Raw genomic sequence first — 22,796 nt, 5'->3', positions numbered from 1 at the left:
AAGGTCCTTATGAACGGCAATTTCATCTGGCTCGCAATCGGGCAGATATTCGACCCCACCGTCGCGGCCTATGCGCTGGCCACGATCGGCCTCGTCATCCACTTCGGCTTCACCGGCCTGCTCAACTTCGGGCAGGCGGGCTTCATGGCCGTCGGAGGCTACGCGTTCGCCATCACCTCGGTCATCTACGACTGGCCGCTCTGGGGATCGTTCCTCGCGGCCATCGCGGCGGCCACCGTCTTCGCACTCATCCTCGGTATACCCACGCTGAGACTCAGGGCGGACTATCTGAGCATCGTGACCATCGCGGCGGCGGAGATCATCCGACTCTCCGTGAAGACGCCGGAGTTCTCCGATGTCACCGGTGGATCGGAAGGCATCAACGGTGCCGCCCGCGCGTTCAACGACGTGAACCCGCTTCCCGACGGCAGGTTCGGCCTGATGGGTACTCCCCTGGTCTACAACCAGGACCAGTGGTGGATCCGCATCGTCGGCTGGGGACTGGTGGCGCTCGCGTGTCTCCTCGTCTTCCTCCTGATGCGCAGCCCCTGGGGCCGCGTCATCATGGGAATCCGCGAAGACGAAGACGCGGTGCGCTCGCTCGGCAAGAACGTCTTCTCGTACAAGATCCAGGCGCTGATCCTCGGTGGCGTGCTGGGTGGTCTGGCGGGAGTGGTGTTCATCCTGCCGCGGTCGCTGCAACCCGACAACTACGGAACCCAGCTGACGTTCTTCCTCTATACGATCATGCTGCTCGGTGGAGCGGCGACCGTGTTCGGCCCGGTGGTGGGTTCCATCATCTTCTGGGTCACGCTGTCGCTCACCGACGGACTCCTCAGCCTCGGCATCGAGGCCGGAGTCCTCCCGCTCACGACGACCCAGACCGGCCCGATCCGCTTCATCGTGGTCGGCGTCGCCCTGATGCTCCTCGTGATATTCCGTCCGCAAGGAATCTTCGGCAAGAAGAAGGATCTGCACTTTGCCTGAAAAAACTCTCGTCTCAGACATCACCGACGATGTGATCGTTCCGGGCGTCAAGAAGAAAGACCCGATCGTCGTCGCTCACGCCGTGAGTCGCCGCTTCGGCGGCCTGACGGCCGTCGATGTGGCGCACCTCGAGATCCCCCGCGGCTCGATCACCGCTCTCATCGGCCCCAACGGCGCCGGTAAGACCACGTTCTTCAACCTGCTGACGGGTTTCGACAAGCCGAACACGGGCAACTGGACGTTCAAGGGCAAGAGCCTCGCCGGGGTTCCCGCGTTCAAGGTCTCCCGCATGGGCATGGTTCGTACGTTCCAGCTCACGAAGGCGCTCAGTGGCATGACCGTGCTCGAGAACATGCGCCTCGGAGCCACGAAGCAGGGCGGTGAGAACATCTTCGTCTCGCTCTTCAAGCCGCTATGGAAGGCCAAGGAAGACGAGATCACCGAGCGGGCCATGCAGCTGCTCGCCAAGTTCAAGCTCGACACCAAGAAAGACGACTACGCGTCGAGCCTGTCCGGAGGACAGAAGAAGCTCCTCGAGATGGCTCGTGCCCTGATGTCGAGCCCCGAGCTCGTCATGCTCGACGAGCCGATGGCCGGGGTCAACCCGGCCCTGACGCAGTCGCTGCTCGGACACATCGTGAACCTGAAGGACGAGGGCATGACCGTGCTCTTCGTCGAGCACGATATGCACATGGTCAACACGATCGCCGATTGGGTGGTCGTCATGGCCGAGGGCAAGGTCGTGGCCGAGGGTCCGCCCTCGACGGTCATGTCCGACCCCGCGGTGATCGACGCCTACCTCGGTGCGCACCACGCCACCGACCTCGGCACGATCGAAGGGCAGCTCGAGGTGGCCGAAGACATGGAGTCCGACCTGATCCGCTCCGAGGTCGAGCAGGACGCCGAGGCCGCTGGCATCGCCGTTCCGAGCCATGGGGTCTCCACGACCACCGATGCCGCATCGACCCCGGTCGATGGAGAGGAAAAGAAGTGAGCACCGAATCCGATCGCGTCCTTGTCACCAAGGAGCTCTTCGCCGGCTACGTGCCGGGCGTCAATATCCTCAACGGCTCCAACGTCTATGTGAAGCGGGGCGAGCTCGTCGGCATCATCGGCCCCAACGGCGCGGGCAAGTCGACGCTGCTCAAGGCCATCTTCGGCCTCGTGAACATCCGCAGCGGCTCCGTCGAGCTCAATGGCGAGGACATCACCGGGCTGAAGGCAGACAAGCTGGTCTCCAAGGGCGTGGGCTTCGTGCCGCAGAACAACAACGTCTTCCCGTCGCTCACCATCGAGGAGAACCTCGAGATGGGCATGTACCAGAAGCCCAAGCTCTTCAAGACGCGACTGGCCTTCGTCGAGGACCTGTTCCCCGAGTTGTCGAAGCGGCTCAAGCAGCGCGCGGGATCGCTCTCCGGCGGAGAGCGTCAGATGGTCGCCATGTCGCGGGCTCTGATGATGGACCCGAGCATGCTCCTCCTCGACGAGCCGAGCGCCGGTCTCTCCCCGATGCGTCAAGACGAGACCTTCGTGAACGTGCAGCGCATCAACCGCGCCGGCGTCTCGATCATGATCGTCGAGCAGAACGCCCGACGCGCCTTGCAGATCTGCGACCGCGGCTACGTTCTCGACCAGGGAAAAGACGCCTACGAGGGGCCAGGGCGCGAGCTGATGAACGACCCCAAGGTGATCGAGCTCTACCTCGGAACCCTCGCCACGACGAACGAGGTCACCACCTCGACGCCGACGGTGGGCGGCTGACGACCCGCACCGTGCCGAGGCCCAGCTCCCGAGCCCCGCGAATCGCCCTCACCGGCATCGTGGCGGCCGGGATGCTGGGCCTTTCCGCGTGCCAGACGGCACCCCCGCTCGAGGACCTTCCCGAGGGCGTGGCCGTCGGCATCCACCAGAACCGCGACGACTACGGGCCCAGGCGCCTCGAGATCTCTGTCAGCAATGACGGTGACACCGATCTCACCGTGACCCGTGCCACCTTCGAGAGCTCCGTCTTCGCCAGCGGCTCGTCCACCGGCCGCAGCTCGGAGATCCCGAGCGGAGTGACCCGCGACCTCAAGGTCACGCTCGGCGACACCCTGTGCGCCCCGCAGCTGGTCGACACGACACTCGTCCGGGTCGAATTCCGGATGCCTGACGGCCGACGCGGGGCCGCCACGGTCACGCCCGCCGACGAGTTCGGAGCCATCGCGCGCGTGCACGCTCAGGACTGCCTGGAAGAGACCACGCTGGCGATCGTCGACATCGAGCCGTCCGACACGCTGCGGGTCGTCGACGTCGCCGGGGTTCCGACCGCGCAGCTCGACATCGCGATCACGCCGCGTACCGCCTCGGATGGCGGGGGACGGTCACGGTGGAGTCGATAGGACGCACGGTTCTGATCAGGCCACCCGCTAACGACGCCTGGTCGGTGGGCACCACGTTCTCTGCGACGAGCGGCCCCGCCGTGGTCACGCTCGACATCCTGCCGAACAACTGCAACTGGAGCTGACGCTCCCGCAGATCTGCATGACCACGCGACGTCGAGACGGCGTGACCGCGTGACGGCACGACAAAGGGGCCCGGTCCGAAGACCGAGCCCCTCTCTTCAGTATCGAAGAATTAGTCGAGCTTGCCGAAGACCTGCTCTTCGAACGAGGTCTTGTTTCCCGTCGAGTACTTGTAGATCGACACGTAGGCCTCGGTCGGGTCACCGTTCTTGTCGAACGTGATCGGGCCGGAGATGCCGTCGTAGTCGATGTCCGTGCCATCGTCGATGAGCTTGGCACAGTCAGCGAACGACTCGCACTTGGTTCCACCCTCGGAGACCGACTGCAGGTTGTCCTTGATGGTCGCACCGTCGGTGCCCTTGCCCTGAAGCGAGGCCAGCGCCAGCAGCGTGGTCGCGTCGTAGGACTCGGCCGCGTAGCTGAAGACCGTCAGAGGGTCGCTGCCCTGTTCTTTGACGAGCGCCTGCAGCTTCTCCTGGAACTCGGCCTTGGCCTCGACGCCGGGGTTGGTGAACTGCGCGCCGGCGATGTCGACGTTGGTGTCCTTGTCGGTGATGACGCCGTAGTTTCCATCGGCTCCGTAGAGCTTCGAGAAGTCGAAGCCCTTGGCCGCGAGCTGCTCGGCGATGGTCTTGATCTCGTCGAACGAGATGACGACCAGCGCGTCGGGGTCGGTGGCGAGAACGCTCGTGAGAGCCGAGTTGAAGTCGGTCGACGCCGGCTCGAAGGTCTCTTCTGCTCCGACGGACGCGCCGCCGGCTTCGAGGGCCTCCTTGACGTTCTTCTCAAGACCGGTGCCGTAGGCGTCGTTCATGTACAGGATCGAGACGTTGGTCTTGCCGTCTTTCACGATCTTGTTTCCGAGGATGCGGCCCTGGAGGACATCGGAGGGCGCGGTGCGCCAGTAGTACCCGTCGTCTTCGTACGACGTGAAGTCGGGCGAGGTGTTGGCGGGCGAGATCTGCACGACGCCGGCCTGCGTGACCTGGTCGATGAAGGTCTTCGAGACGCCCGATGAGGCGGCACCGATCACGGCGGAGACGCCGTCGGCGATGAGCGACGTCGCCGACTGCGAGGCGATGTCGGTCGTGGTGTCGCCCGAGTCCTTCTGCGTCACGTCGATCGAGATGCCGGCTTTGGCATCGTTGATGTCTTTGGCGGCGAGGTCGACACCCGCGATCTCGGGCGGGCCGAGCACGGCGAGCGTACCGGTCTGCGGAAGGATCGTACCGATCTTGAGGGACAGGTCACCGGAGTCGCTGCTGCCGCTGTCGGTCGAGCCGCTCGAGCAGCCGACGAGAACGAGCGCGCTGATTCCCAGAATGGCCGCGCCACCGAGGGTGGTCTTCAGCGACCGGGAACCGGTCTTGGCGAATACGCCCATGATGCTCCTTGAATGTGATTGTTTTGTGGTGCACGGCGTAACGAAGTTGGCCGTCCTGCAAAGCTAATGGCCCAAAGTCGCACCGACAATACATTCCTGTTACGGGCTTGTAACGCGACCCAATCGTTACTTTTGCCCCGTCAGACCGGCTCAGCGACAGGCATCCGGCCCGATCGGCTCGTTCTGACCATGTCTACTGTGAGCGCGATCAATGCGAGCCACACCAGACCGAATCCCACCCATCGTTCGACGGGCATCGGCTCATGCATGACGAAGACTCCGAAAAGGAACTGGAGGATGGGTGCGATGTACTGGATGAATCCCATATAGACGAGCGGGAGCCTCTTGGCAGCCGACGCGAACAGCAGCAGCGGAACGGCGGTGATGACCCCCGCACCCACCATGAGCACGACGTGCGCGGTACCCGAGGAGCCGAAGGCGAGTCCCTGCGGGGTGGCGGCCACGATGACGGCCTGCACGGCGGCGACGGGAAGCAGCCAGAGGGTCTCGAGAGTGAGGCCCGACACGGGGTCGACCACGGGCCCGATGCGCTTCTTGACGAAGCCGTAGAGCCCGAAGGAGAAGGCGAGGATCAGAGCGATCCACGGAACGGATCCGAAGCCCACCGTGAGCACGCCGACGGCTACCACGCTGATGCCGAGCGCGATCCACTGCACCACTCGCAGTCGCTCGCCGAGAAGGACGACCCCGAGGAGGATCGTGACGATCGGATTGATGAAGTATCCGAGAGCCGTCTCGACGACGTTGCCGCTCGTCGCGCCGATGACGTAGGTCTGCCAGTTGACGTAGATCAGCAGACCCGCGAGGCCCATCGTGAAGAGCAGACGAGGCTGTCGCACGATGGCGATGAGGGCGGGCCAGGCGCGGGTCACCGTGATGATCACCGCGCAGAAGGCGAGCGAGAAGAAGATCCGCACGGCCACGATCTCGAACGGACCAGAGGGCAGGAGCAGCAGAAAATAGGCGGGGAGAAAGCCCCACATCGTGTACGCGCCTACGGCGTAGAGGATGCCCGAGCGCGACGGCTGGGCGCCGGAATCAGGGGATGCGGCGGGAGAGGCGGCGGGTCGGGACACTGATGAATGCTACCTCCGGCCCGGATGACCCGATCGCCTCGGGCGACAAAAAAGACCCGGATGGCAGAGCCACCCGGGTCTTTGTCTGTTTATCTAGGTTCAGCGAACCACGACGGCGAGCACGTCGCGAGCCGACAGCACGAGAAGGTCTTCTCCGCCGTACTTGACCTCGGTTCCGCCGTACTTGGAGTAAATGACCTTGTCGCCCACAGCGACGTCGATCGGAACGCGGTTGCCATTGTCGTCTACGCGACCGGGGCCCACGGCCACGACCTCGCCCTCCTGGGGCTTCTCTTTGGCAGTGTCAGGAATGACCAGGCCCGAGGCTGTGGTCTGCTCCGCCTCGACCTGGCGGATGACGATGCGATCCTCGAGCGGCTTGATGGAGACCGACACGGTTGACCTCTTCTTTCTTCACGTCTGATTAGCACACTCACACCGAGAGTGCTAAGACGAGTTTAGGGGGTGGACTGGCACTCGGTCAATCCGAGTGCCAACCGTCGTGGCACCTCGATGAGAACCGACCGCCGTCTAGGCTGGCGGGGTGAACAGGCGCAGCGAATGAACAAAGACGAGCTCGGCCTTGTGATGACGTCGGCAGCCCTGCGGCTGCTCGATTCACTGCCCGAATACTCCGACTCCACCGATATCGTCAAGACCGTCGCGGCGCTCAGGCGCGACGGCCACCCGGCCGATCTCGTGTCGGCGGTGCTCACGCAGTCCCGGCTCCGGGCGAAGGCCACGGGCAAGTTCGGCGAGTTCGCCTCGCGCATGCTGTTCACCGAAGCCGGACTCGAGCAGGCCACCCGCCTGCGGGTGGCCGCGCTTCACGCCGGGCGCTACCAGGCGGCCGGCATCCGGAGCGTCGCGGATCTGGGTTGCGGCATCGGGGCAGACGCCCTCGCCTTCGCCGCCCTCGACCTCGAGGTGCAGGCGGTCGACGTCGACGAGGTCACGGCGGCCGTCGCCTCGTACAACCTGGCACCGTTCACGAACGTCGCCGTCAGCCTCGGCGACGCGGTCGATCACGATCTCGCCGGGGTCGACTCCGTGTACATGGACCCCGCTCGGCGCACCTCGGGGCACTCGGACACTCGCCGCCTGCCCGATCCACGCGACTACTCCCCCTCGCTCGACTTCGCTTTCGGTGTGGCGCGCACGATGCCCACGGGCATCAAGCTAGGACCCGGATTCGATCGCGAGCTCATCCCCGACGAGGCCGAGGCGCAGTGGATCTCGGTGGACGGCCAGCTGGTGGAGAACAGCCTGTGGTTCGGCCCGCTCGCCCGTGTGGGCATCAAGCGAAGCGCCCTCGTGCTGCGCGGGGGCCACAGTGCCGAGTTGGTGGCAGCAGGCGACAGCGTCGATGCCGACGTGGCCGAGCTCGGCACCTACCTCTACGAACCCGACGGGTCGGTGATCCGCGCACGACTGATCGGCGACCTCGCCCGGGAGCTCGACGCGAGGATGCTGAGCGAGCAGATCGCCTACCTCACCTCCGACACCCTGGTATCGTCGCCCTTCGTCTCCGCTTTCCGTGTCGTCGACACGCTGCCGAGCGATGAGTCGAAGCTCAAGAAAGAGCTGCGCCGGCGCGGCATCGGGCGCCTCGAGATCAAGAAGCGCGGCGTCGACATCGATCCCGCGGTGTTGCGCAGACGATTGTCTCTGTCAGGTGACGCGGAGGCCACCCTCGTGATGACGCGGGTGGGCGGCCGTCACACGGCGATCCTCGCCGAGCGCGTCTGAGCCGCACAAGAGAAAACGCCCTCCGTCGCGCGACGGAGGGCGTTTCTTCGTTCAGTTCTAGTAGCTGCTGTAGCTGTCGGCGCTCATGCCGGCGACGATGATGACGACCCAGAAGATACCCCAGATCAGCGAGATGCCGATTCCGACGAAACCGGTGATGAGGGCCGTGAGCCAGAAACCCTTGGCAGCCTGCTCGCGCTTCTTGCCGAGGAATCCGAGGACGACGGCGCCGATCGAGAAGATCAGACCGAACCCGCCACTGAACAGCGAGATGACGACGCCGGCGATACCGGCGATCATGCCGATGAGGCTGAGGGTCTTCGGGGCAGAGGCGACCGGCGAATACGGCTGTCCGTAGGGATTCGCATTCGGAGCCTGCGCGTACGGGTTGGCCGGCGGGGCCTGCTGGTAGCTGGGCGCTCCGTACGACGGGGTCGACGGCTCGGCGGGAGGCGTGTACGCGGGCGGAGCCGAGGGCGTGCTCGGGGCGCCGTAGCTGGGCGCAGACGGGGTGGACGGGGCCGTGGGAGGCAGCGGCGGGACCGACGGCGTGCCCTCGGTCGACGGGGTATTGGGATCAGTCATGGGTCAACACTACTGAAGCGCGGTCACCCACATCTACGGGACACCCCGATTGCGCCGAGCGACGGGCCTCGCGGCTCAGAACGACGTCGGCGGCGTGGGTCCGGAATTCACGAACAGCACCAGGGCGACGAGGGCGGCGACGGTCGCGATGAACCCCAGATAGCCCAGCACGAGGCCGACGACCGCGAGGATTATGCCCGACTGTCGGCGACGTCTCACCTGCACGATGCCGATGTGCCCCAGAACGATGGCGACCGGAGAGATGAGCAGCACACCGGTGATCAGGGAGAAGAGGGCCGGCATGTTGAGCGTCCGGCGCGCAGGAGCCTGCGCCGCCGCCTGCGACCCGGGAACGGCCGATGAAGGGTCGGGCGAATACGGCGCGTAGACAGGCTGGCTCGACATGGATCGAGCCTAGCCGACCTGGATATCCGTGACCGGCAGCGTCGAGTCGGCACCGAACCCGAGACCCGACGGAGCATGACCCGCCATGATCAGCTGAGCGCCCAGCGCCGCGATCATGGCGCCGTTGTCGGTGCAGAGGCTGAGCGGCGGGATGCGCAGGGCGACGCCGGCCCCGGCGGCCCGAGCTGCGGCGACCTCGCGAACACGGGCATTGGCCACGACACCGCCGCCGAGGAGAAGGCGGGGCACGCCGTATTCGGCGCAGGCCGCGAGCGCCTTCGAGATGAGAACGTCGACGACCGCCTCGCGGAAGCTGGCGGCCACGTCGGCGAGCGGCACCTCTTCTGCCGCATCCTGTTTCTTCTCGACCCAGCGTGCGACCGCGGTCTTGAGCCCGGAGAACGAGAAGTCGTAGCGGTGCGCCTCGTGGTCTTTCGGCAGGCTCAGGCCACGCGGAAAACGGATGGCTTTCGGATTGCCGCCCACCGCCGCCCTGTCGATCTCGGGCCCGCCCGGGTACGGCAGACCGAGGAGTCGCGCCACCTTGTCGAACGCTTCCCCCGCCGCATCGTCGATGGTCTCGCCCAAGAGCTCGACATCGGACACCAGATCGCGCACCAGGAGAAGAGACGTATGTCCGCCCGAGACGAGCAGCGCGATCGTCGGGTACTGGATCTCGCCGGCGTCGATCTCACTCGATCCAGCGGTCGCGCTCTGCGGAACGCGCAGCACGTCGGCGCCGACGTGCCCCACCAGGTGGTTCACGGCGTAGATCGGTTTCTCGATCGCCAGGGCGAGCGCCTTGGCTGCCCCGACTCCGACCATCAACGCCCCGGCGAGGCCCGGCCCGCTCGTGACCGCGATGGCGTCGATCTCGTCGAGCGTGACCCCTGCATCGGCGAGCGCGGAGGTGATCGCGGGCGTCATGGCCTCGAGGTGGGCCCGAGCCGCAACCTCGGGCACGACTCCCCCGTAGCGCGCGTGTTCATCCATCGATGACGCGATGGTGTTGCTCAGCAGCGTGGTGCCTCGCACGATTCCCACGCCGGTCTCGTCGCACGATGTCTCGATGCCGAGAACGAGAGGGTTGTCGATGTTCACGATTCGATCTCCTCACCCTCGTCGATACCGGCCCAGCGCGTCTGCGGCTCCGGGATTCCGGCACGCATGACGATGGCATCGACGTTGTCGGGCTGGTAATAGCCGGGGCGCACCCCGAGCCGCTCGAAGCCGAGCGATGAGTACAGCGCCTCGGCACCGGGGTTGTCGGCACGCACCTCGAGGAAGATCTCCCGAGCACCCCGGCGCCGGGCTTCGTTCATGAGACTCGTCATCAGCACACGACCGAGGCCTGAGCGCCGGGCTTCGGGAGCCACGGCGATCGTCTGGATGTCGCCCTCCTTCGCCCCGCGAGGCGCGAGCAGCCCCGCGTAGCCCGCGATCCGAGCGGTGCTCGGCGAATCGTCGGCGGCACGGGCGACGAGGTAGTAGCAGTGCGGGCTCGACAGGTCGGCGCGCATCGCGTCGGAGGTCCAGGCATCGGTCGTGAACACACTCGTCTCGATCTGCATGATCGCGTCGAGATCCTCGATACCGGCTCTCCGCAGCTGCCAGCTCACTGGGTCACCCGTTTGATCCCGGATGGCATCGTCACGTCGGGCGAACGGAGATAGAGCGCCTCGTCGGATGCAAGCGGCAGCCCGGCGGCGAGGAGGGCCGCGGCCGCCAGCGCGAGCTGAGCGCCGGGGATCTCTGCGGCGTCGACCCTGCGGGCATCGGAGTGCGGAAGCGCATCCGGCTTGGACAGACCAGGACCATCGATGCGCACCGGCTCGGCACCCGAGAGGTCGTACAGCGACCAGAAGACCTCCTTGCGGCGGGCATCGGTGACGACGATGATCGTGTCGGACCTTCCCGCCACCTTCTCCTGGCGCGCGACGGCATCGGCGCTGACCATGGGGTGAAGCGGAAGCCCGGCTCCGAGGGCGAACGTGCGGGCGGCGGCGATACCGACTCGGAGGCCGGTGAAGGGACCCGGGCCCATCCCCACGACCACGCCGTCGAGCGACGAGGGCCGAACACCCGCGGCGGAGAGGGCTTCGGCGAGCAGCGTGCCGATGACCTCGGCGTGCCTCATGGTGTCGGGCGTCGATCGCAGGGCGACGATCGAGCCTGTCGACGGGTCGACGATGGCGACGGAGGTACCCGCGGAAGTGTCGATGGCCAGAAGCACGAGTTATAGGTTAGTCGCCCGCGCGCGCACCGGCGCCCGTGCGCTCACTGCCAGCGTGGACCGACCCCGTCGATGGTGACCCGCCGCGGTTCGATCGGCTCCTCGTCGTCGCGCCCCTCGGCATCCGGGTCATCGGATGCGCCGCGCGGCCGCTCGATCGTGATCGAGAGCCACGAGTCGGTGAGATCCTCGACGAGGCCCGCGCCCCACTCGATGACGACGATGGAACGGTCGAAGTCGATGTCGAGGTCGTCGAGCTCCACCGCGCTCGACAAGCGGTACGCATCGACGTGCACGAGCGGCGGCTGGGCTGCATCGAGACGCGGATGCGTTCGGGCGAGCACGAAGGTCGGGCTCGTCACCGCGCCGCGAACCCCGAGCGCCTGGCCGAGGCCCCGCGTGAACGTGGTCTTTCCCGCGCCGAGCTCGCCCGTGAGCAGAATGACGTCACCGGCAGAGAGCGACGCCGCGACCTCGTGTGCGAGGGCCGCCATCTGTTCGGGATCGGCGATGACGAGCTCCCTGTGCAGCGAGGTCATCGGGAAACCTCTCGATCGATGTAGCGACGGGGAACGCGGCGGCCGATGCGCGCGAGGATCTCGCCCGCGGTCGACGCGGAGTGCGCGGCCCAATCGGCCGCGGTCGGCTCTGCCTCGACACCCGGCCCGAATGCGACCGCGCGATCGCCCGGCTCGACAGCCGCGTCACCCACGTCGAGCACCACCTGATCCATGGCGATGCGGCCGGCGATCGGGTATTGCCGGCCGTTGATCGCCATCCGGCCCGAGCCCGTCGCACCCCGGGGAATGCCATCGGCGTACCCGAGCGGCACGAGGGCGAGAGACGTCTCCCGTGCAGCTCGATACACGAGTCCGTAGGAGACCCCGTGCCCCTCCGGCACCCTCTTCACCGAGAGCACAGGGGCGGAGAGTGTCATCACGGGAACGATTCCGGCCGGCGCACCGTCGGTGAGTTCCCACCCGAATCCGAACGCGGCGATCCCCGATCCGGCCGGGGGGATGGCGAACCGCGACGTGTGCCAGCAGCGCACGTCGATGCTGATGCCGGCATCGGCGATGCTCTCGACATCGCTTCGATCGCGCACGCTCAGGATGTCTGCACCCGACTCCGCCGCGACTCGGGCGAGTGGAACGAGTCCGTGGCCATAGGCATCCGCGGTCATGTCGATCACCAGCGGGCCGCCGACGGCCCGAGCGGCGAGGATGGAGACGTTGGTGCGGAAGACGCCGAGGTCGATCGCCGCGTCGCGCCCGGTGGGCGTCGGATCAGCGGCGGGATCGAGCGCGCTCATGAGGCGTACTCCCTGGGCACCCGGGCACCCAGTCGAGTGACGATCTCGTAATTGATCGTGTCTGCAGCTCGCGCCCACTCGTCGGCGGAGGTGACGCCAGTCGCCGGATCTCCGAAGAGGGTGACGGCATCTCCGCGTGCGGCATCGGCCCCGGCCGAGACCGGCTCGACGACGAGATGGTCCGATTCGATGCGCGTCACGAGAAGACGACCCCCGTCGCCTGTCACATGGATGCGGCCTGCGGCCTGCAGAGGCACGCCGTCGCCGTAGCCCAGGGGCACGATGCCGGATCGGCCCGAGAAATCCGCATCGGACGAGGGTGCGACGGCCACGATGGTGCTGCGCAACGTCATCGCCGGGCGAAGACCGAGTTCGACGGACGGTACGTCGTCGAGCGGCGAGAGCCCGTAGGCGCCGATGCCGACCCGCAGGAGATCGAGCCACGTGGCCGGCAGCCGGAGTGCGGCGGCGGTCGAGGCCAGGTGGCGCACCTGCGGCTGCAGCCCGGCCAGGCGCGCGGACTCGATTCCGCGGTGCAGGCGCTCGAGCTGACGCGCATCCTCGTCGTCGTTCGCGTTGGAGAGGTGACTGAAGACACCTCTGACCGTCAGGTGACCCGCGAGTTCGAGTCGTCGCGCCTCATCGAAGAGGGCACCCCAGCTCGGCTCCCCTGCCCCGTTGCGCCCCAGACCGGTATCGAGCTTCAGGTGGACCGAGGCGGGGGCACCCCCGGCAAGACGCTGTGCCCGAGCCAACGAGGCAAGCTGGCTGATGTCGCTCACGCCGATGTCGATTCCGGCCTCGAGCGCTGCCACGAAGTTCTCGTCGGTCTCGTGCAGCCAGGCCAGCACGGGCTGCGTGATCCCCGCGTTCCGCAATTCCAAGGCTTCGGCAAGGTCGGCCACGCCCAGCCACGTGGCGCCGCCCTCGAGCGCGGCGCGCGCGACCTGCACGGCGCCGTGACCGTAGCCGTTCGCCTTGACGACCGTCATCACCCGAGCTCCGTCGGCGAGAGAGACGAATCGAGCGACGTTCTGGCGCACAGCTACGAGGTCGATCAGAGCGACCGAGTCGTGCTCCGCGCGCGATTCCGCGTCGGACGCGCTCATCGTGCGATTCCCCCGGACTCCTCGGCGCGCTCGGCGACGACGAAGGCGAACGCCGAATCACCGTCGTGACTCAGCGAGAGGTGAATGTGCCCGACTCCTCGGGCACGCGCCGTCTGCGCGACCTGGCCGGCGAGCAGGAACGAGGGCTTGCCGTCCGAGTCGGTCACCACCTCCATGTCGTGCCACCGAAAGCCGGACGAGTCGCCGAGCGCCTTGATCAGCGCCTCTTTGGCGGCGAACCGGGCAGCGAGCGACCGAGGCGGCCGACCGCGTTCGCCCTCAGCGAACAACCGCTCGACGAGTCCAGGGGTGCGATCGATGGATCGCACGAATCGAGGCACGTCGACGAGGTCGACGCCGATGCCCACGATCATGGACGAGTCCTATTCGACGGTGACCGACTTGGCCAGGTTGCGTGGCTGGTCGACGTCGAGACCCTTCGCCGTCGCGAGCTCCATAGCGAAGATCTGCAACGGAATGACGGCGAGGAGCGGCTCGAACAGCGGGCCGGCCAGCGGAATGCGGAACACGTCTGATGCGTACGGGAGCACGGCCACGTCGCCCTCTTCGGCGATCGCGAGGACCTTCGCGCCGCGAGCCTTGATCTCCTGGATGTTCGACACGACCTTGGCGTGCAGCGAGTTGGGGTGACGCGGGCTCGGCACGACCACGAACACGGGCTGGCCCGGCTCGATCAGCGCGATCGGTCCATGCTTGAGTTCGCCCGCCGCGAAGCCCTCGGCGTGGATGTACGCCAGCTCCTTGAGCTTCAACGCACCCTCCAGGGCTACGGGGAACCCGACGTGGCGGCCGAGGAAGAGGACGGCACGGGAGTCGCTCATCCAGTTCGCCAGCTCGGTGATCTCGCCGTGCTGCTCGAGCACCCAGCGGATCTTGTCGGGAATGGCCTGGAGTTCGACGATGGACGTGGCGATCGTCTCCTCATCGAGCGAGGCGCGCACGCGGGCGAGATGCAGACCGAAGAGGTAGAGCGCCGTGATCTGCGCGATGAACGCCTTCGTCGACGCGACGGCCACCTCGGGGCCGGCGTGGGTGTAGATGACCGCGTCGGACTCTCGCGGAATCGTCGCGCCCTGGGTGTTGCAGATCGACAGCGTGCGGGCACCCTTGGCCTTCGCCTCTTGAACGGCGACGAGGGTGTCCATCGTCTCACCGGACTGGCTGATGGAGATCACCAGGGTGGACTCGTTGACCACCGGGTCGCGGTAGCGGAACTCGTGCGAGAGCTCGACCTCGACGGGGATGCGGGCCCACTTCTCGATGGCGTACTTGCCGAGCATCGCCGAGTACGCCGCGGTGCCGCAGCCGAGGATCACGATGCGGTCGATCGAGGTGAGCAGCTCGTCGATGCCTTCGAGCTCGCCCAGAACGACGTGGTCGTTGTGGATGCGGCCGAGGAGCGTGTTGGAGACAGCCTCGGGCTGCTCGCTGATCTCCTTCGCCATGAAGCTCGACCAGCCGCCCTTCTCCACGGCGGAGGCATCCCACGACACCTCGTACTCGTGCGCCTCGACGCCGTTGCCCGCGAAGTCGGTGACCGAGACCGAGTCGGGCGTGATCGTGACGATCTGATCCTGTCCGATCTCCATGGCACGGCGGGTGTGCTCGATGAAGGCGGCGACGTCTGATCCGAGGAAGTTCTCGCCGTCGCCCAGGCCGATGACCAGCGGCGAGTTGCGGCGCGCGCCGACGACGACGCCGGGCTCGTCCTGGTGCAGCGCCAGAAGCGTGAAGGCACCCTCGAGGCGCGCCACGACGCGGCCGAGCGCGGCGGCGAGGCCTCCCTCGCCCTCGAGGTACTCGCGACCGAGGAGCTTGGCGGCGACCTCGGTGTCTGTCTCGCTCTCGAAGGTGTAGCCGTCGGCGAGCAGCTCGTCGCGGAGTCCCGCGAAGTTCTCGATGATGCCGTTGTGGATGAGGGCAATGCGACCGTCCGCGCTCAGGTGCGGGTGCGCGTTGACGTCGGTGGGACCACCGTGGGTGGCCCAGCGCGTGTGACCGATGCCGGTGCTGCCGTCGGTCAGGGCGGATGCCTCGAGGTCGGCCGCGAGGACGGCCAGCTTGCCGGCTCGCTTGCGCGTGACGAGCTCGCCCGACTCGGTGATGATCGCGACGCCGGCGGAGTCGTATCCGCGGTACTCGAGACGACCCAACCCGCCCATCAGAACATCGAGACTGGAGTTGTTACCGACATAACCTACGATTCCACACATCCCTCGAGTTTACGGCCTGGATGAGGCGTGGGGCACAATAGGTGATCTATGGCTGACACCGGGCACTCCCCCCAATCCACGGGCCACCCGACTCCCTTCCGCGACATCGCCCGCAGCGAATGGGCTGATCTGGCGCCCTCGACTCCCCAACCGCTCTCCGAGACGGAGATCGTTCAGTTGCGCGGACTCGGAGAGCCGCTCGACATGACCGAGGTCGCCGAGGTCTACCTGCCGCTCAGCCGTCTGCTCAACCTGTACGCGGCGGGAGCCAAGCGGCTGCACGCCTCGACCAGCGATTATCTCGGCGAGCGACAGACGGCCACACCGTTCGTCATCGGCGTCGCCGGCTCGGTGGCGGTCGGCAAGTCGACGATCGCTCGCCTGCTGCGCGAACTCCTGGCCCGGTGGTCGGACACACCGCGGGTCGAGCTGGTCGCCACCGACGGATTCCTGTACCCGAACGCCGAACTGAACCGTCGCGGCATCATGCACCGCAAGGGGTTTCCCGAGTCGTACGACAGGCGCGCGCTGCTGCGCTTCATCAGTGCCGTCAAGAGTGGAGTGCCCGAGGTACGCGCACCGTTCTACTCGCACCTCGCGTACGACATCGTGCCCGAGGCCCAGATCGTGGTGCGTCAGCCCGACATCCTCATCGTCGAGGGGCTGAACGTGCTGCAGCCGCCGCAGCCCGGCCAGGGCCTCGCGGTGAGCGACCTGTTCGACTTCTCCATCTACGTGGATGCCCGCACCAGCGATATCGCCGCGTGGTACGTCGATAGATTCCTGGCTCTCAAGCGGGGGGCATTCGCCAACCCGAACTCGTTCTTCCACCGTTACGCCGATCTGAGCGACGACGACGCGCGCTCGACGGCCGCCGAGATCTGGCGTTCGATCAACGAGCCGAATCTGGTGGAGAACATCCAGCCCACGAAGTCCCGCGCCACTCTGGTGCTGCGCAAGTCGTCGACGCACGCCGTCGACCGCGTGCTGCTGCGCAAGATCTGAGCGTCACCGCGGTCACCTCAGCGAGAAGCCGCCGTCGCTCGTGAGCACCTGGCCGACCATCCATCGGCCCTCGTCTGACACGAGCCACGCGATCAGGCGCGCGGGGTCGCTCGGCAGTCCGAACCGTCCCAACGGCATCGACCGCAGCACCTCCTGCTTGACCTCGGCCGGCCGGTCGGTCGGTTCCTCGTCGAGGTAGCCGGTGTTCACGGGGCCCGGATTCACGGTGTTCAGCAGAATCCCTCGAGCAAGGAGCTCGGCGGCGACCGTGGGGGTGATGCCCGCGAGAGCCGCCTTGCTCGTGGCGTAGGCCACCTCGCCAGGCATCGGCCCTTCGTGCTGACCCGACGTCATCCAGATCACCCGGCCCGTGGATCGCTCGTCGATCGGTTCGGTCAGGTGATGCCCGGACGGGATAGGGCCGAACTGCTCGGCGAAGTACCGGGTCAGCAGCAGTGTCGAGCGCGCGTTGACTGCCCAGTGGGCGTCGAGGCTCTCCGCCGTCATGTCGAAGATGGAGCCGTCGCCACCGCTCTGCGCGTGATTGCAGATGAGGATATCGAGATGACCGAAGGCATCGACCGCGGCCTCGATCAGGCGCCGAGGCGCCGTAGGCTCGGCGAGGTCGAGGCCCCAGTCACCGAAGTCCGCACTCGGCGTCAGGGCGGAACGGATCGCCGCCCGGACGGAGTCGATGTCATCTGCACCCCACGGCTGATCGGCATCGTGGGCCGAGTAGTGCTGCACGAAGACACTCGCGCCGAGCTCCGCGAGCCGCCGACTCACCCCGAGCCCGATGCCGCGGTGACGCGACACCCCGGTGATCAAAGCCGTGCGACCTGCGAGCGGAAAAGAAGACGGATCGACGGTCGTGTTCATCACGCCAGGCTACGCCGGGCGCAGGTTCAGAGACCGAGGCGGTCGCGAACGACGTCGGCCAGTGAGTGCGCGATGCGATCTGCCGTGCCTTGATCGGCAGCCTCGACCATCACACGCACGAGCGGCTCCGTGCCGGACTTGCGAAGCAGCACACGACCTGTGTCGCCGAGTTCGGCTTCTGCGCTGCGCACGGCCTCGGCGAGCACCTCGTCTGTGTGCACGGCGTGGTGGTCGACATTCTTGACGTTGACCATGATCTGCGGGAACACCGTCATGACCTCGGCCAGTTCGGCGAGCGTCTTGCCGCGCCACGCCATCTCGGCGACGAGATGGAGGCCGGTGAGGATGCCGTCGCCCGTCGTGCCGAAGTCGCTCATGATCACGTGACCGGACTGCTCGCCACCCAGCGAGTAGTTGTGGGCGTTCATCTCTTCGAGGACGTAGCGATCGCCGACACTGGTCTGGATGACCTCGATGCCGTTCTGGCGCATGGCCACCAGCAGGCCCAGATTGCTCATGACCGTGGCCACGAGGGTGCTGTCGCGCAGCGCGCCCCGTTCGTTCATGCCGATCGCGAGGATCGCCATGATCTGGTCGCCGTCGACGATCTTTCCGTCACGGTCGACCGCCAGGCAGCGGTCTGCGTCGCCATCGTGAGCGATACCCACGTCGGCGCCGTGCAGAAGAACCGCTTCGGCGAGCTTGTCTAGGTGGGTCGAGCCCACACCGTCGTTGATGTTGAGGCCGTCTGGATCGTCACCGATCACGGTGACGCGAGCACCCGCATCCGTGAAGACCTGGGGCGAGACGCCCGCCGCGGCGCCATTGGCGCAGTCGAGAACGACGTGCAGACCGTCGAGGCGATGCGGGAGGCTAGCAAGCAGGTGGACCACGTAGCGGTCCTCGGCATCGGCGAATCGGCGGATGCGGCCAACGTCTTTGCCCGTGGGAGCCTTCTTGGGGCCTGACATCGCCGCCTCGATGCGGTCTTCGACCTCGTCGGGCAGCTTGGTGCCGCCGCGAGCGAAGATCTTGATGCCGTTGTCGGGAGCCGGATTGTGCGAGGCCGACACCATGAAGCCGAAGTCGGCATCGATGTCAGCGATGAGGAACGCGATCGCGGGCGTCGGGATGACCCCCGCGTCGAGCACATCGACGCCGGAACTCGCCAGACCGGCCGCTACCGCCGCGGAGATGAATTCGCCCGAGATGCGGGGGTCGCGAGCGACCACCGCAACAGGACGCCTCCCCGTCGCCGCGCGAGCGGCCGCACTGCGCCCCTGGCCGAGGACCACCGCGGTGGCTTGAGCGAGAGAGAGTGCGAGGTCGGCGGTGAGATCGGCGTTCGCGAGTCCGCGAACGCCGTCTGTGCCGAACAGACGGGGAGGCATTGTGGTGCTGTCTTTTTAGAGCAGTCGACGGACGACTGCGATTAGCGCTTCGAGAACTGAGGAGCCTTGCGGGCCTTCTTGAGACCGGCCTTCTTGCGCTCCTTGACGCGAGCATCGCGGCTGAGGAAGCCCGCCTTCTTCAGCGTCGCGCGGTTGTTCTCTTCGTCGATCTCGTTCAGCGCACGAGCGATGCCCAGGCGCAGAGCACCGGCCTGGCCCGAGGGGCCACCGCCGGAGATCTTCGCGACGACGTCGTAGCTGCCCAGGAGGTCGAGCACCTTGAACGGGTCGGTGATCAGCTGCTGGTGCAGCTTGTTCGGGAAGAAGTCGGCGAACTCACGGCTGTTGACCGTGATGGTGCCGGCACCGGGAACGAGGCGCACGCGGGCGATGGCCTGCTTGCGGCGGCCGACGGCCGCGCCCGAAACGGTGAGCGCGGGGCGCGGGGCGGCCTGTGCGGCTGCCTCGGCGGGCGTCTCGGTGGAATAGCTCTGCTGCTCCTCGGTGGGAGCAACGTCAATCTGGTCTGCGATCTTCGCCACGATGGTTACGAATCCTTAGCTTGTCTTAGAAGAAGTGTCTGGGCCGGTCGCTACTGGGCGACCTGGTCGAGGGTGTACGGCGTCGGCTGCTGGGCAGCGTGAGGGTGCTCGGAGCCGGTGTACACCTTGAGCTTCGTCAGCTGGGCGCGACCGATCGAGTTCTTCGGGAGCATTCCACGAACAGCCTTCTCGATTGCGCGAGTCGGGTTCTTCTCGAGGAGCTCGGCGTACGTCACCGACGACAGTCCGCCCGGGTAACCCGAGTGGCGGTATGCCAACTTCTGCGCGAGCTTCTTACCCGTGAGGGCGACCTTCTCGGCGTTGATGATGATGACGAAGTCACCCATGTCCATGTGGGGGGTGAAGGTGGCCTTGTTCTTGCCGCGGAGGATGACCGCTGCGTGGCTGGCGAGGCGGCCGAGGACTACGTCTTCGGCGTCGATGATGACCCAGTTACGGGTGACCTCGCTGATCTTGGGGGAATAAGTGCGCGTCACAGTATTACTGCTTTCTTTGTCGAAATGAGGAGTCCGTGAAATCCCACTCCGGTGGCGTGTTCCTCAATCGACTGAAGTCGACCACGGGCAAGAAGCCCGGGAACGCGGCCCGTGGAGGGCTCAAGTTCGGGCGCCACACGAAGCTGCGTGGACACCAAGAATCGACACTAGCCTATTTGTGCCCTCGCCGCGACTCCTCGGCCCGGTTCACGCCCGTCTGGCGCGAGTCTGAACGGCACGGTCTGCGAGACCGGATGCCTCGGGGTAGCCCACTTCGCGCAGGATCAGGCCGCGCGCCGGCATGACTTTGAACGCACTCGTGCGCTCGAGGGCGTCGCTCAGCGAGACGAGCTCGCTCGTGTCGAAACGCCGCTCCCCCACTGCGACACACGCCCCCACCAGGGCCCGCACCATGCTGTGGCAGAACGCGTCGGCCTGCAGCCTCGACACCAGTACCCCCTCGTCATCGCGCTGCCAGGTGAAGGACTGCAGGGAACGGATCGTCGTCGCGCCCTCTCTCGGCTTGCAGAACGAGGCGAAGTCACGCAGGCCGAGCAGGCTCTGCGCGGCAGCGTGCATCAGATCCACGTCGAGGGAGCCCGTGTACGCGGCGGTGAACGTGCGCTCCAGCGGATTGCGCTCGGTCGACGCGTCGGCGAGACGGTACTCGTAGCGACGCCACGTCGCCGCGAACCGTGCGTCGAAGTGCTCGTCGGCCGGCGCGCTCGAGGTGACCACGACATCCGATGTCGAACCGAGCACGCCGTTGATACGACGAGCCAGAGCCGCTGGCGCAACCCGACCGGCCTGGGCCGGCGTCAGGTCGAGGTGGGCGACCTGCCCCGTGGCGTGCACCCCGGCATCCGTTCGACCGGCGACCACGAGCAAAGGTGCGGGCCCGTGGCGATGGTAGATGGTGTCGAGAGCGTCCTCGAGAACACCCTGCACCGTGCGCAGAGTCGGCTGCTTCGCCCAACCGGAGAATGCCGTGCCGTCGTAGGAGATGCCCAGGCGAACACGAATGAGCTCTTCGGCACTCGGGATGAGCGTCATAACGGTTCTCCGGTCGGTCGTGTCTACGAGCATAGAACGCGAGAACGCCCCGTCATCCGAGTGGATGGCGGGGCGTTCTCAGCTGGTGCTGACTACTTGGTGTCGTCGGCCTTGTCGGCGGCGTCGGCCTCGACCTCGGCGGCGGCGTCGGTGACGACCTCGTCTTCGATCGGTGCGCTCTGCTCGACGGTTTCGGTCTCGTCGACCGGTGCGTCTTCGACAGGGGCTGCGACGGGAGCGTCGGCAACCTTCTTCGACTTGGACTTCGACGGCGTCTTCACGACGGGCTCGAGCACGAGCTCGATCTGAACCATCGAAGCGTTGTCGCCCTTGCGGAATCCGAGCTTCGTGATGCGGGTGTAGCCACCCTCGCGCTCGGCGACGAGCGGAGCGATCTCGGTGAAGAGCTCGTGCACGACGCTCTTGTCGCCGATGACGCCGAGGACGCGACGACGAGCGTGCAGGTCTCCGCGCTTGGCGAACGTGATCAGGCGCTCGGCGACCGGACGAAGGCGCTTGGCCTTGGTCTCGGTGGTCTTGATGCTCTTGTGGGTGAAGAGGGCGGCAGCCAGGTTGGCGAGCAGCAGGCGCTCGTGCGCCGGTCCGCCACCGAGACGGGGTCCCTTGGTGGGCTTAGGCATGGTGTTTCTCCAGAATCAGTTCAGGTAAGTAGGTTCGTGTCGACGTACAGCGCGCGACTAGATGTTCTCGTCGTCGTAGCCGCCGTAGAAGTGGGCTCCGTCGAAACCGGGAACCGTGTCCTTCAGCGACAGGCCAAGCTCAACGAGCTTGTCCTTGACCTCATCCACCGACTTCTGTCCGAAGTTGCGGATGTTCATGAGCTGGGTCTCACTCAGGGCGACCAGTTCGCTCACCGTGTTGATTCCCTCACGCTTGAGGCAGTTGTACGAACGCACGCTCAGGTCGAGGTCTTCGATCGGAACAGCGAGCTCGCTGGAGAGGACGGCGTCGACCGGCGCGGGGCCGATCTCGATGCCCTCTGCGGCAGTGTTCAGCTCGCGGGCGAGGCCGAAGAGCTCGGTCAGCGTGCGGCCGGCCGATGCGATGGCGTCGCGCGGCGTGATGGCGTTCTTCGTCTCGACGTCGACGACCAGACGGTCGAAGTCGGTGCGCTCACCGGCACGAGTCGCCTCGACGCGGTAGGTCACCTTGAGCACGGGCGAGTAGATCGAGTCGACCGGGATCTGGCCGGCTTCGGAGAACTCGCTGCGGTTCTGAGTGGCGGAGACGTAGCCGCGACCGCGCTCGATGATGAGCTCGAGCTCGAACTTCGCCTTCTCGTTGAGCGTCGCGATGACGAGCTCGGGGTTGTGGATCTCGACACCGGCCGGGGCCGAGATGTCTGCAGCCGTGACCTGGCCCGACGCGTGCTTGCGCAGGTAGGCGGTGATCGGCTCGTCGTGCTCGCTCGAGACGACCAGTCCCTTGATGTTCAGGATGATCTCGGTGACGTCTTCTTTCACACCGGGGATCGTCGAGAACTCGTGCAGAACGCCGTCGAGACGGATGCTGGTGACAGCGGCTCCGGGGATCGACGACAGCAGGGTGCGACGAAGCGAGTTGCCGAGCGTGTAACCGAAACCGGGTTCCAGGGGCTCGATGACGAACCGCGAGCGGAATTCGGAGATGTTTTCTTCGGTGAGCGTGGGGCGCTGTGCAATAAGCACTATTGATTCCTTTCGGCCAGATGTCCGCTATATGACACCTTGCAGTGACAACCGGGTGGCGGGCCCGGCTGGTTATTGAGTTATGAAACCACGTACAACCCGGAGATCGGAGAACGAGGCACGAGCCTCGTTCTCCGATCAG

At 66.4% G+C, this 22,796-nt stretch carries 27 protein-coding genes; 7 read left to right on the top strand and 20 right to left on the bottom strand.

Translation table 11 applies throughout. The features are described from left to right. The first annotated feature begins 9 nt into the window (after positions 1–9). The 5 genes from ASF79_RS13705 to ASF79_RS17405 are packed head-to-tail and all read left to right on the top strand — an operon-like array spanning position 10 to position 3,493. Positions 10–987 carry a branched-chain amino acid ABC transporter permease gene (locus ASF79_RS13705; RefSeq protein WP_055855670.1) on the top strand — a complete coding sequence of 326 codons (978 nt, stop codon included), beginning with the start codon at positions 10–12 and terminating at the stop codon, positions 985–987. Beyond that, positions 980–1,981, top strand: coding sequence for an ABC transporter ATP-binding protein (locus ASF79_RS13700; RefSeq protein ID WP_082495904.1), 1,002 nt, complete (start codon positions 980–982; stop codon positions 1,979–1,981). The genes ASF79_RS13705 and ASF79_RS13700 overlap by 8 nt, the downstream gene beginning before the upstream one ends. Further along, positions 1,978–2,748 carry an ABC transporter ATP-binding protein gene (locus tag ASF79_RS13695; RefSeq protein WP_055777984.1) on the top strand — a complete coding sequence of 257 codons (771 nt, stop codon included), beginning with the start codon at positions 1,978–1,980 and terminating at the stop codon, positions 2,746–2,748. Before ASF79_RS13700 ends, ASF79_RS13695 begins: the two co-directional genes overlap by 4 nt. 11 nt (positions 2,749–2,759) lie before the next feature. Then, positions 2,760–3,368 (top strand): hypothetical protein, encoded by a 609-nt coding sequence (locus tag ASF79_RS13690; protein WP_055855667.1) that lies wholly within the window; start codon positions 2,760–2,762, stop codon positions 3,366–3,368. Further along, entirely contained in the window at positions 3,356–3,493 is a 138-nt protein-coding gene (locus ASF79_RS17405) for a hypothetical protein (RefSeq protein ID WP_156366260.1), read from the top strand. Before ASF79_RS13690 ends, ASF79_RS17405 begins: the two co-directional genes overlap by 13 nt. A gap of 110 nt (positions 3,494–3,603) precedes the next feature. Here ASF79_RS17405 and ASF79_RS13685 read toward each other — a convergent pair whose 3' ends face one another. From ASF79_RS13685 to groES, 3 genes are all read right to left on the bottom strand, one after another. Then, positions 3,604–4,875 (bottom strand): ABC transporter substrate-binding protein, encoded by a 1,272-nt coding sequence (locus ASF79_RS13685; protein WP_055855664.1) that lies wholly within the window; start codon positions 4,873–4,875, stop codon positions 3,604–3,606. Between the two features lie 140 nt (positions 4,876–5,015). Beyond that, a complete protein-coding gene (gene rarD / locus ASF79_RS13680) occupies positions 5,016–5,972 on the bottom strand; it encodes an EamA family transporter RarD (protein ID WP_055855663.1) in 957 nt (318 codons plus the stop codon). A gap of 99 nt (positions 5,973–6,071) precedes the next feature. Then, complete coding sequence (groES, locus tag ASF79_RS13675; protein ID WP_044440065.1) at positions 6,072–6,368, bottom strand: co-chaperone GroES; 297 nt, start codon at positions 6,366–6,368, stop codon at positions 6,072–6,074. Positions 6,369–6,533: 165 nt separating this feature from the next. Between groES and ASF79_RS13670 the strand changes: the two genes are divergently transcribed. Then, positions 6,534–7,721, top strand: coding sequence for a THUMP-like domain-containing protein (locus tag ASF79_RS13670; protein ID WP_055856168.1), 1,188 nt, complete (start codon positions 6,534–6,536; stop codon positions 7,719–7,721). 57 nt (positions 7,722–7,778) lie between these two features. Here the strand turns inward: ASF79_RS13670 and ASF79_RS13665 are convergent, their stop codons facing one another. The 10 genes from ASF79_RS13665 to glmS all read right to left on the bottom strand — a co-directional run bounded on the left by ASF79_RS13665 (position 7,779) and on the right by glmS (position 15,599). Further along, entirely contained in the window at positions 7,779–8,306 is a 528-nt protein-coding gene (locus ASF79_RS13665) for a DUF4190 domain-containing protein (RefSeq protein ID WP_055777993.1), read from the bottom strand. Between the two features lie 75 nt (positions 8,307–8,381). Continuing rightward, entirely contained in the window at positions 8,382–8,711 is a 330-nt protein-coding gene (locus ASF79_RS13660) for a DUF4190 domain-containing protein (protein ID WP_055855661.1), read from the bottom strand. A 9-nt stretch (positions 8,712–8,720) separates the two neighbouring features. Next, a complete protein-coding gene (gene tsaD, locus ASF79_RS13655) occupies positions 8,721–9,812 on the bottom strand; it encodes a tRNA (adenosine(37)-N6)-threonylcarbamoyltransferase complex transferase subunit TsaD (protein ID WP_055855658.1) in 1,092 nt (363 codons plus the stop codon). Beyond that, complete coding sequence (gene rimI / locus ASF79_RS13650) at positions 9,809–10,330, bottom strand: ribosomal protein S18-alanine N-acetyltransferase (protein ID WP_055855654.1); 522 nt, start codon at positions 10,328–10,330, stop codon at positions 9,809–9,811. The genes tsaD and rimI overlap by 4 nt, the downstream gene beginning before the upstream one ends. Beyond that, on the bottom strand, positions 10,327–10,944 hold the full coding sequence (gene tsaB / locus ASF79_RS13645; RefSeq protein WP_055778003.1) for a tRNA (adenosine(37)-N6)-threonylcarbamoyltransferase complex dimerization subunit type 1 TsaB: 618 nt from the start codon (positions 10,942–10,944) through the stop codon (positions 10,327–10,329). The genes rimI and tsaB overlap by 4 nt, the downstream gene beginning before the upstream one ends. A 44-nt stretch (positions 10,945–10,988) precedes the next feature. After that, the gene (tsaE, locus tag ASF79_RS13640) at positions 10,989–11,483 is read right to left on the bottom strand and encodes a tRNA (adenosine(37)-N6)-threonylcarbamoyltransferase complex ATPase subunit type 1 TsaE (RefSeq protein WP_055855649.1); all 495 of its coding nucleotides are present in this window, start codon (positions 11,481–11,483) and stop codon (positions 10,989–10,991) included. Then, a complete protein-coding gene (locus ASF79_RS13635; protein WP_055855646.1) occupies positions 11,480–12,256 on the bottom strand; it encodes an alanine racemase C-terminal domain-containing protein in 777 nt (258 codons plus the stop codon). The genes tsaE and ASF79_RS13635 overlap by 4 nt, the downstream gene beginning before the upstream one ends. Beyond that, positions 12,253–13,365 (bottom strand): alanine racemase, encoded by a 1,113-nt coding sequence (gene alr / locus ASF79_RS13630; RefSeq protein ID WP_055855643.1) that lies wholly within the window; start codon positions 13,363–13,365, stop codon positions 12,253–12,255. Before alr ends, ASF79_RS13635 begins: the two co-directional genes overlap by 4 nt. Next, positions 13,362–13,739, bottom strand: coding sequence for a holo-ACP synthase (locus tag ASF79_RS13625; RefSeq protein ID WP_055855640.1), 378 nt, complete (start codon positions 13,737–13,739; stop codon positions 13,362–13,364). Before ASF79_RS13625 ends, alr begins: the two co-directional genes overlap by 4 nt. Before the next feature lie 9 nt (positions 13,740–13,748). Continuing rightward, a complete protein-coding gene (gene glmS / locus ASF79_RS13620; protein WP_055778017.1) occupies positions 13,749–15,599 on the bottom strand; it encodes a glutamine--fructose-6-phosphate transaminase (isomerizing) in 1,851 nt (616 codons plus the stop codon). A 48-nt stretch (positions 15,600–15,647) separates the two neighbouring features. Here glmS and coaA point away from each other — a divergent pair, with 48 nt between their 5' ends. Then, positions 15,648–16,604: a type I pantothenate kinase gene (gene coaA / locus ASF79_RS13615; RefSeq protein ID WP_055855637.1), complete on the top strand. Its 957-nt coding sequence runs from the start codon at positions 15,648–15,650 to the stop codon at positions 16,602–16,604. A 12-nt stretch (positions 16,605–16,616) separates the two neighbouring features. On the opposite strand, the gene ASF79_RS13610 is transcribed toward coaA, so the two are convergent. From ASF79_RS13610 to ASF79_RS13580, 7 genes are all read right to left on the bottom strand, one after another. After that, positions 16,617–17,483: an SDR family oxidoreductase gene (locus tag ASF79_RS13610; protein WP_055855634.1), complete on the bottom strand. Its 867-nt coding sequence runs from the start codon at positions 17,481–17,483 to the stop codon at positions 16,617–16,619. Between the two features lie 26 nt (positions 17,484–17,509). Further along, positions 17,510–18,874: a phosphoglucosamine mutase gene (gene glmM, locus ASF79_RS13605; protein ID WP_055778026.1), complete on the bottom strand. Its 1,365-nt coding sequence runs from the start codon at positions 18,872–18,874 to the stop codon at positions 17,510–17,512. A 41-nt stretch (positions 18,875–18,915) separates the two neighbouring features. Then, entirely contained in the window at positions 18,916–19,416 is a 501-nt protein-coding gene (gene rpsI, locus ASF79_RS13600) for a 30S ribosomal protein S9 (RefSeq protein ID WP_044440056.1), read from the bottom strand. Positions 19,417–19,466: 50 nt separating this feature from the next. Next, positions 19,467–19,913: a 50S ribosomal protein L13 gene (gene rplM / locus ASF79_RS13595; protein WP_044440054.1), complete on the bottom strand. Its 447-nt coding sequence runs from the start codon at positions 19,911–19,913 to the stop codon at positions 19,467–19,469. A gap of 207 nt (positions 19,914–20,120) precedes the next feature. Next, positions 20,121–20,966, bottom strand: a complete 846-nt coding sequence (gene truA / locus ASF79_RS13590) for a tRNA pseudouridine(38-40) synthase TruA (protein ID WP_055855633.1) — start codon at positions 20,964–20,966, stop codon at positions 20,121–20,123. A 92-nt stretch (positions 20,967–21,058) separates the two neighbouring features. After that, a complete protein-coding gene (gene rplQ, locus ASF79_RS13585; RefSeq protein ID WP_055855630.1) occupies positions 21,059–21,607 on the bottom strand; it encodes a 50S ribosomal protein L17 in 549 nt (182 codons plus the stop codon). A 57-nt stretch (positions 21,608–21,664) separates the two neighbouring features. Next, positions 21,665–22,654, bottom strand: a complete 990-nt coding sequence (locus ASF79_RS13580) for a DNA-directed RNA polymerase subunit alpha (RefSeq protein ID WP_044440049.1) — start codon at positions 22,652–22,654, stop codon at positions 21,665–21,667. Between the last annotated feature and the right edge of the window lie 142 nt (positions 22,655–22,796).

Origin of the sequence: Agreia sp. Leaf335, assembly GCF_001423605.1 — a bacterium.
Taxonomy (GTDB): domain Bacteria; phylum Actinomycetota; class Actinomycetes; order Actinomycetales; family Microbacteriaceae; genus Agreia.
This window is presented reverse-complemented; position numbering and strand designations above follow the sequence as displayed.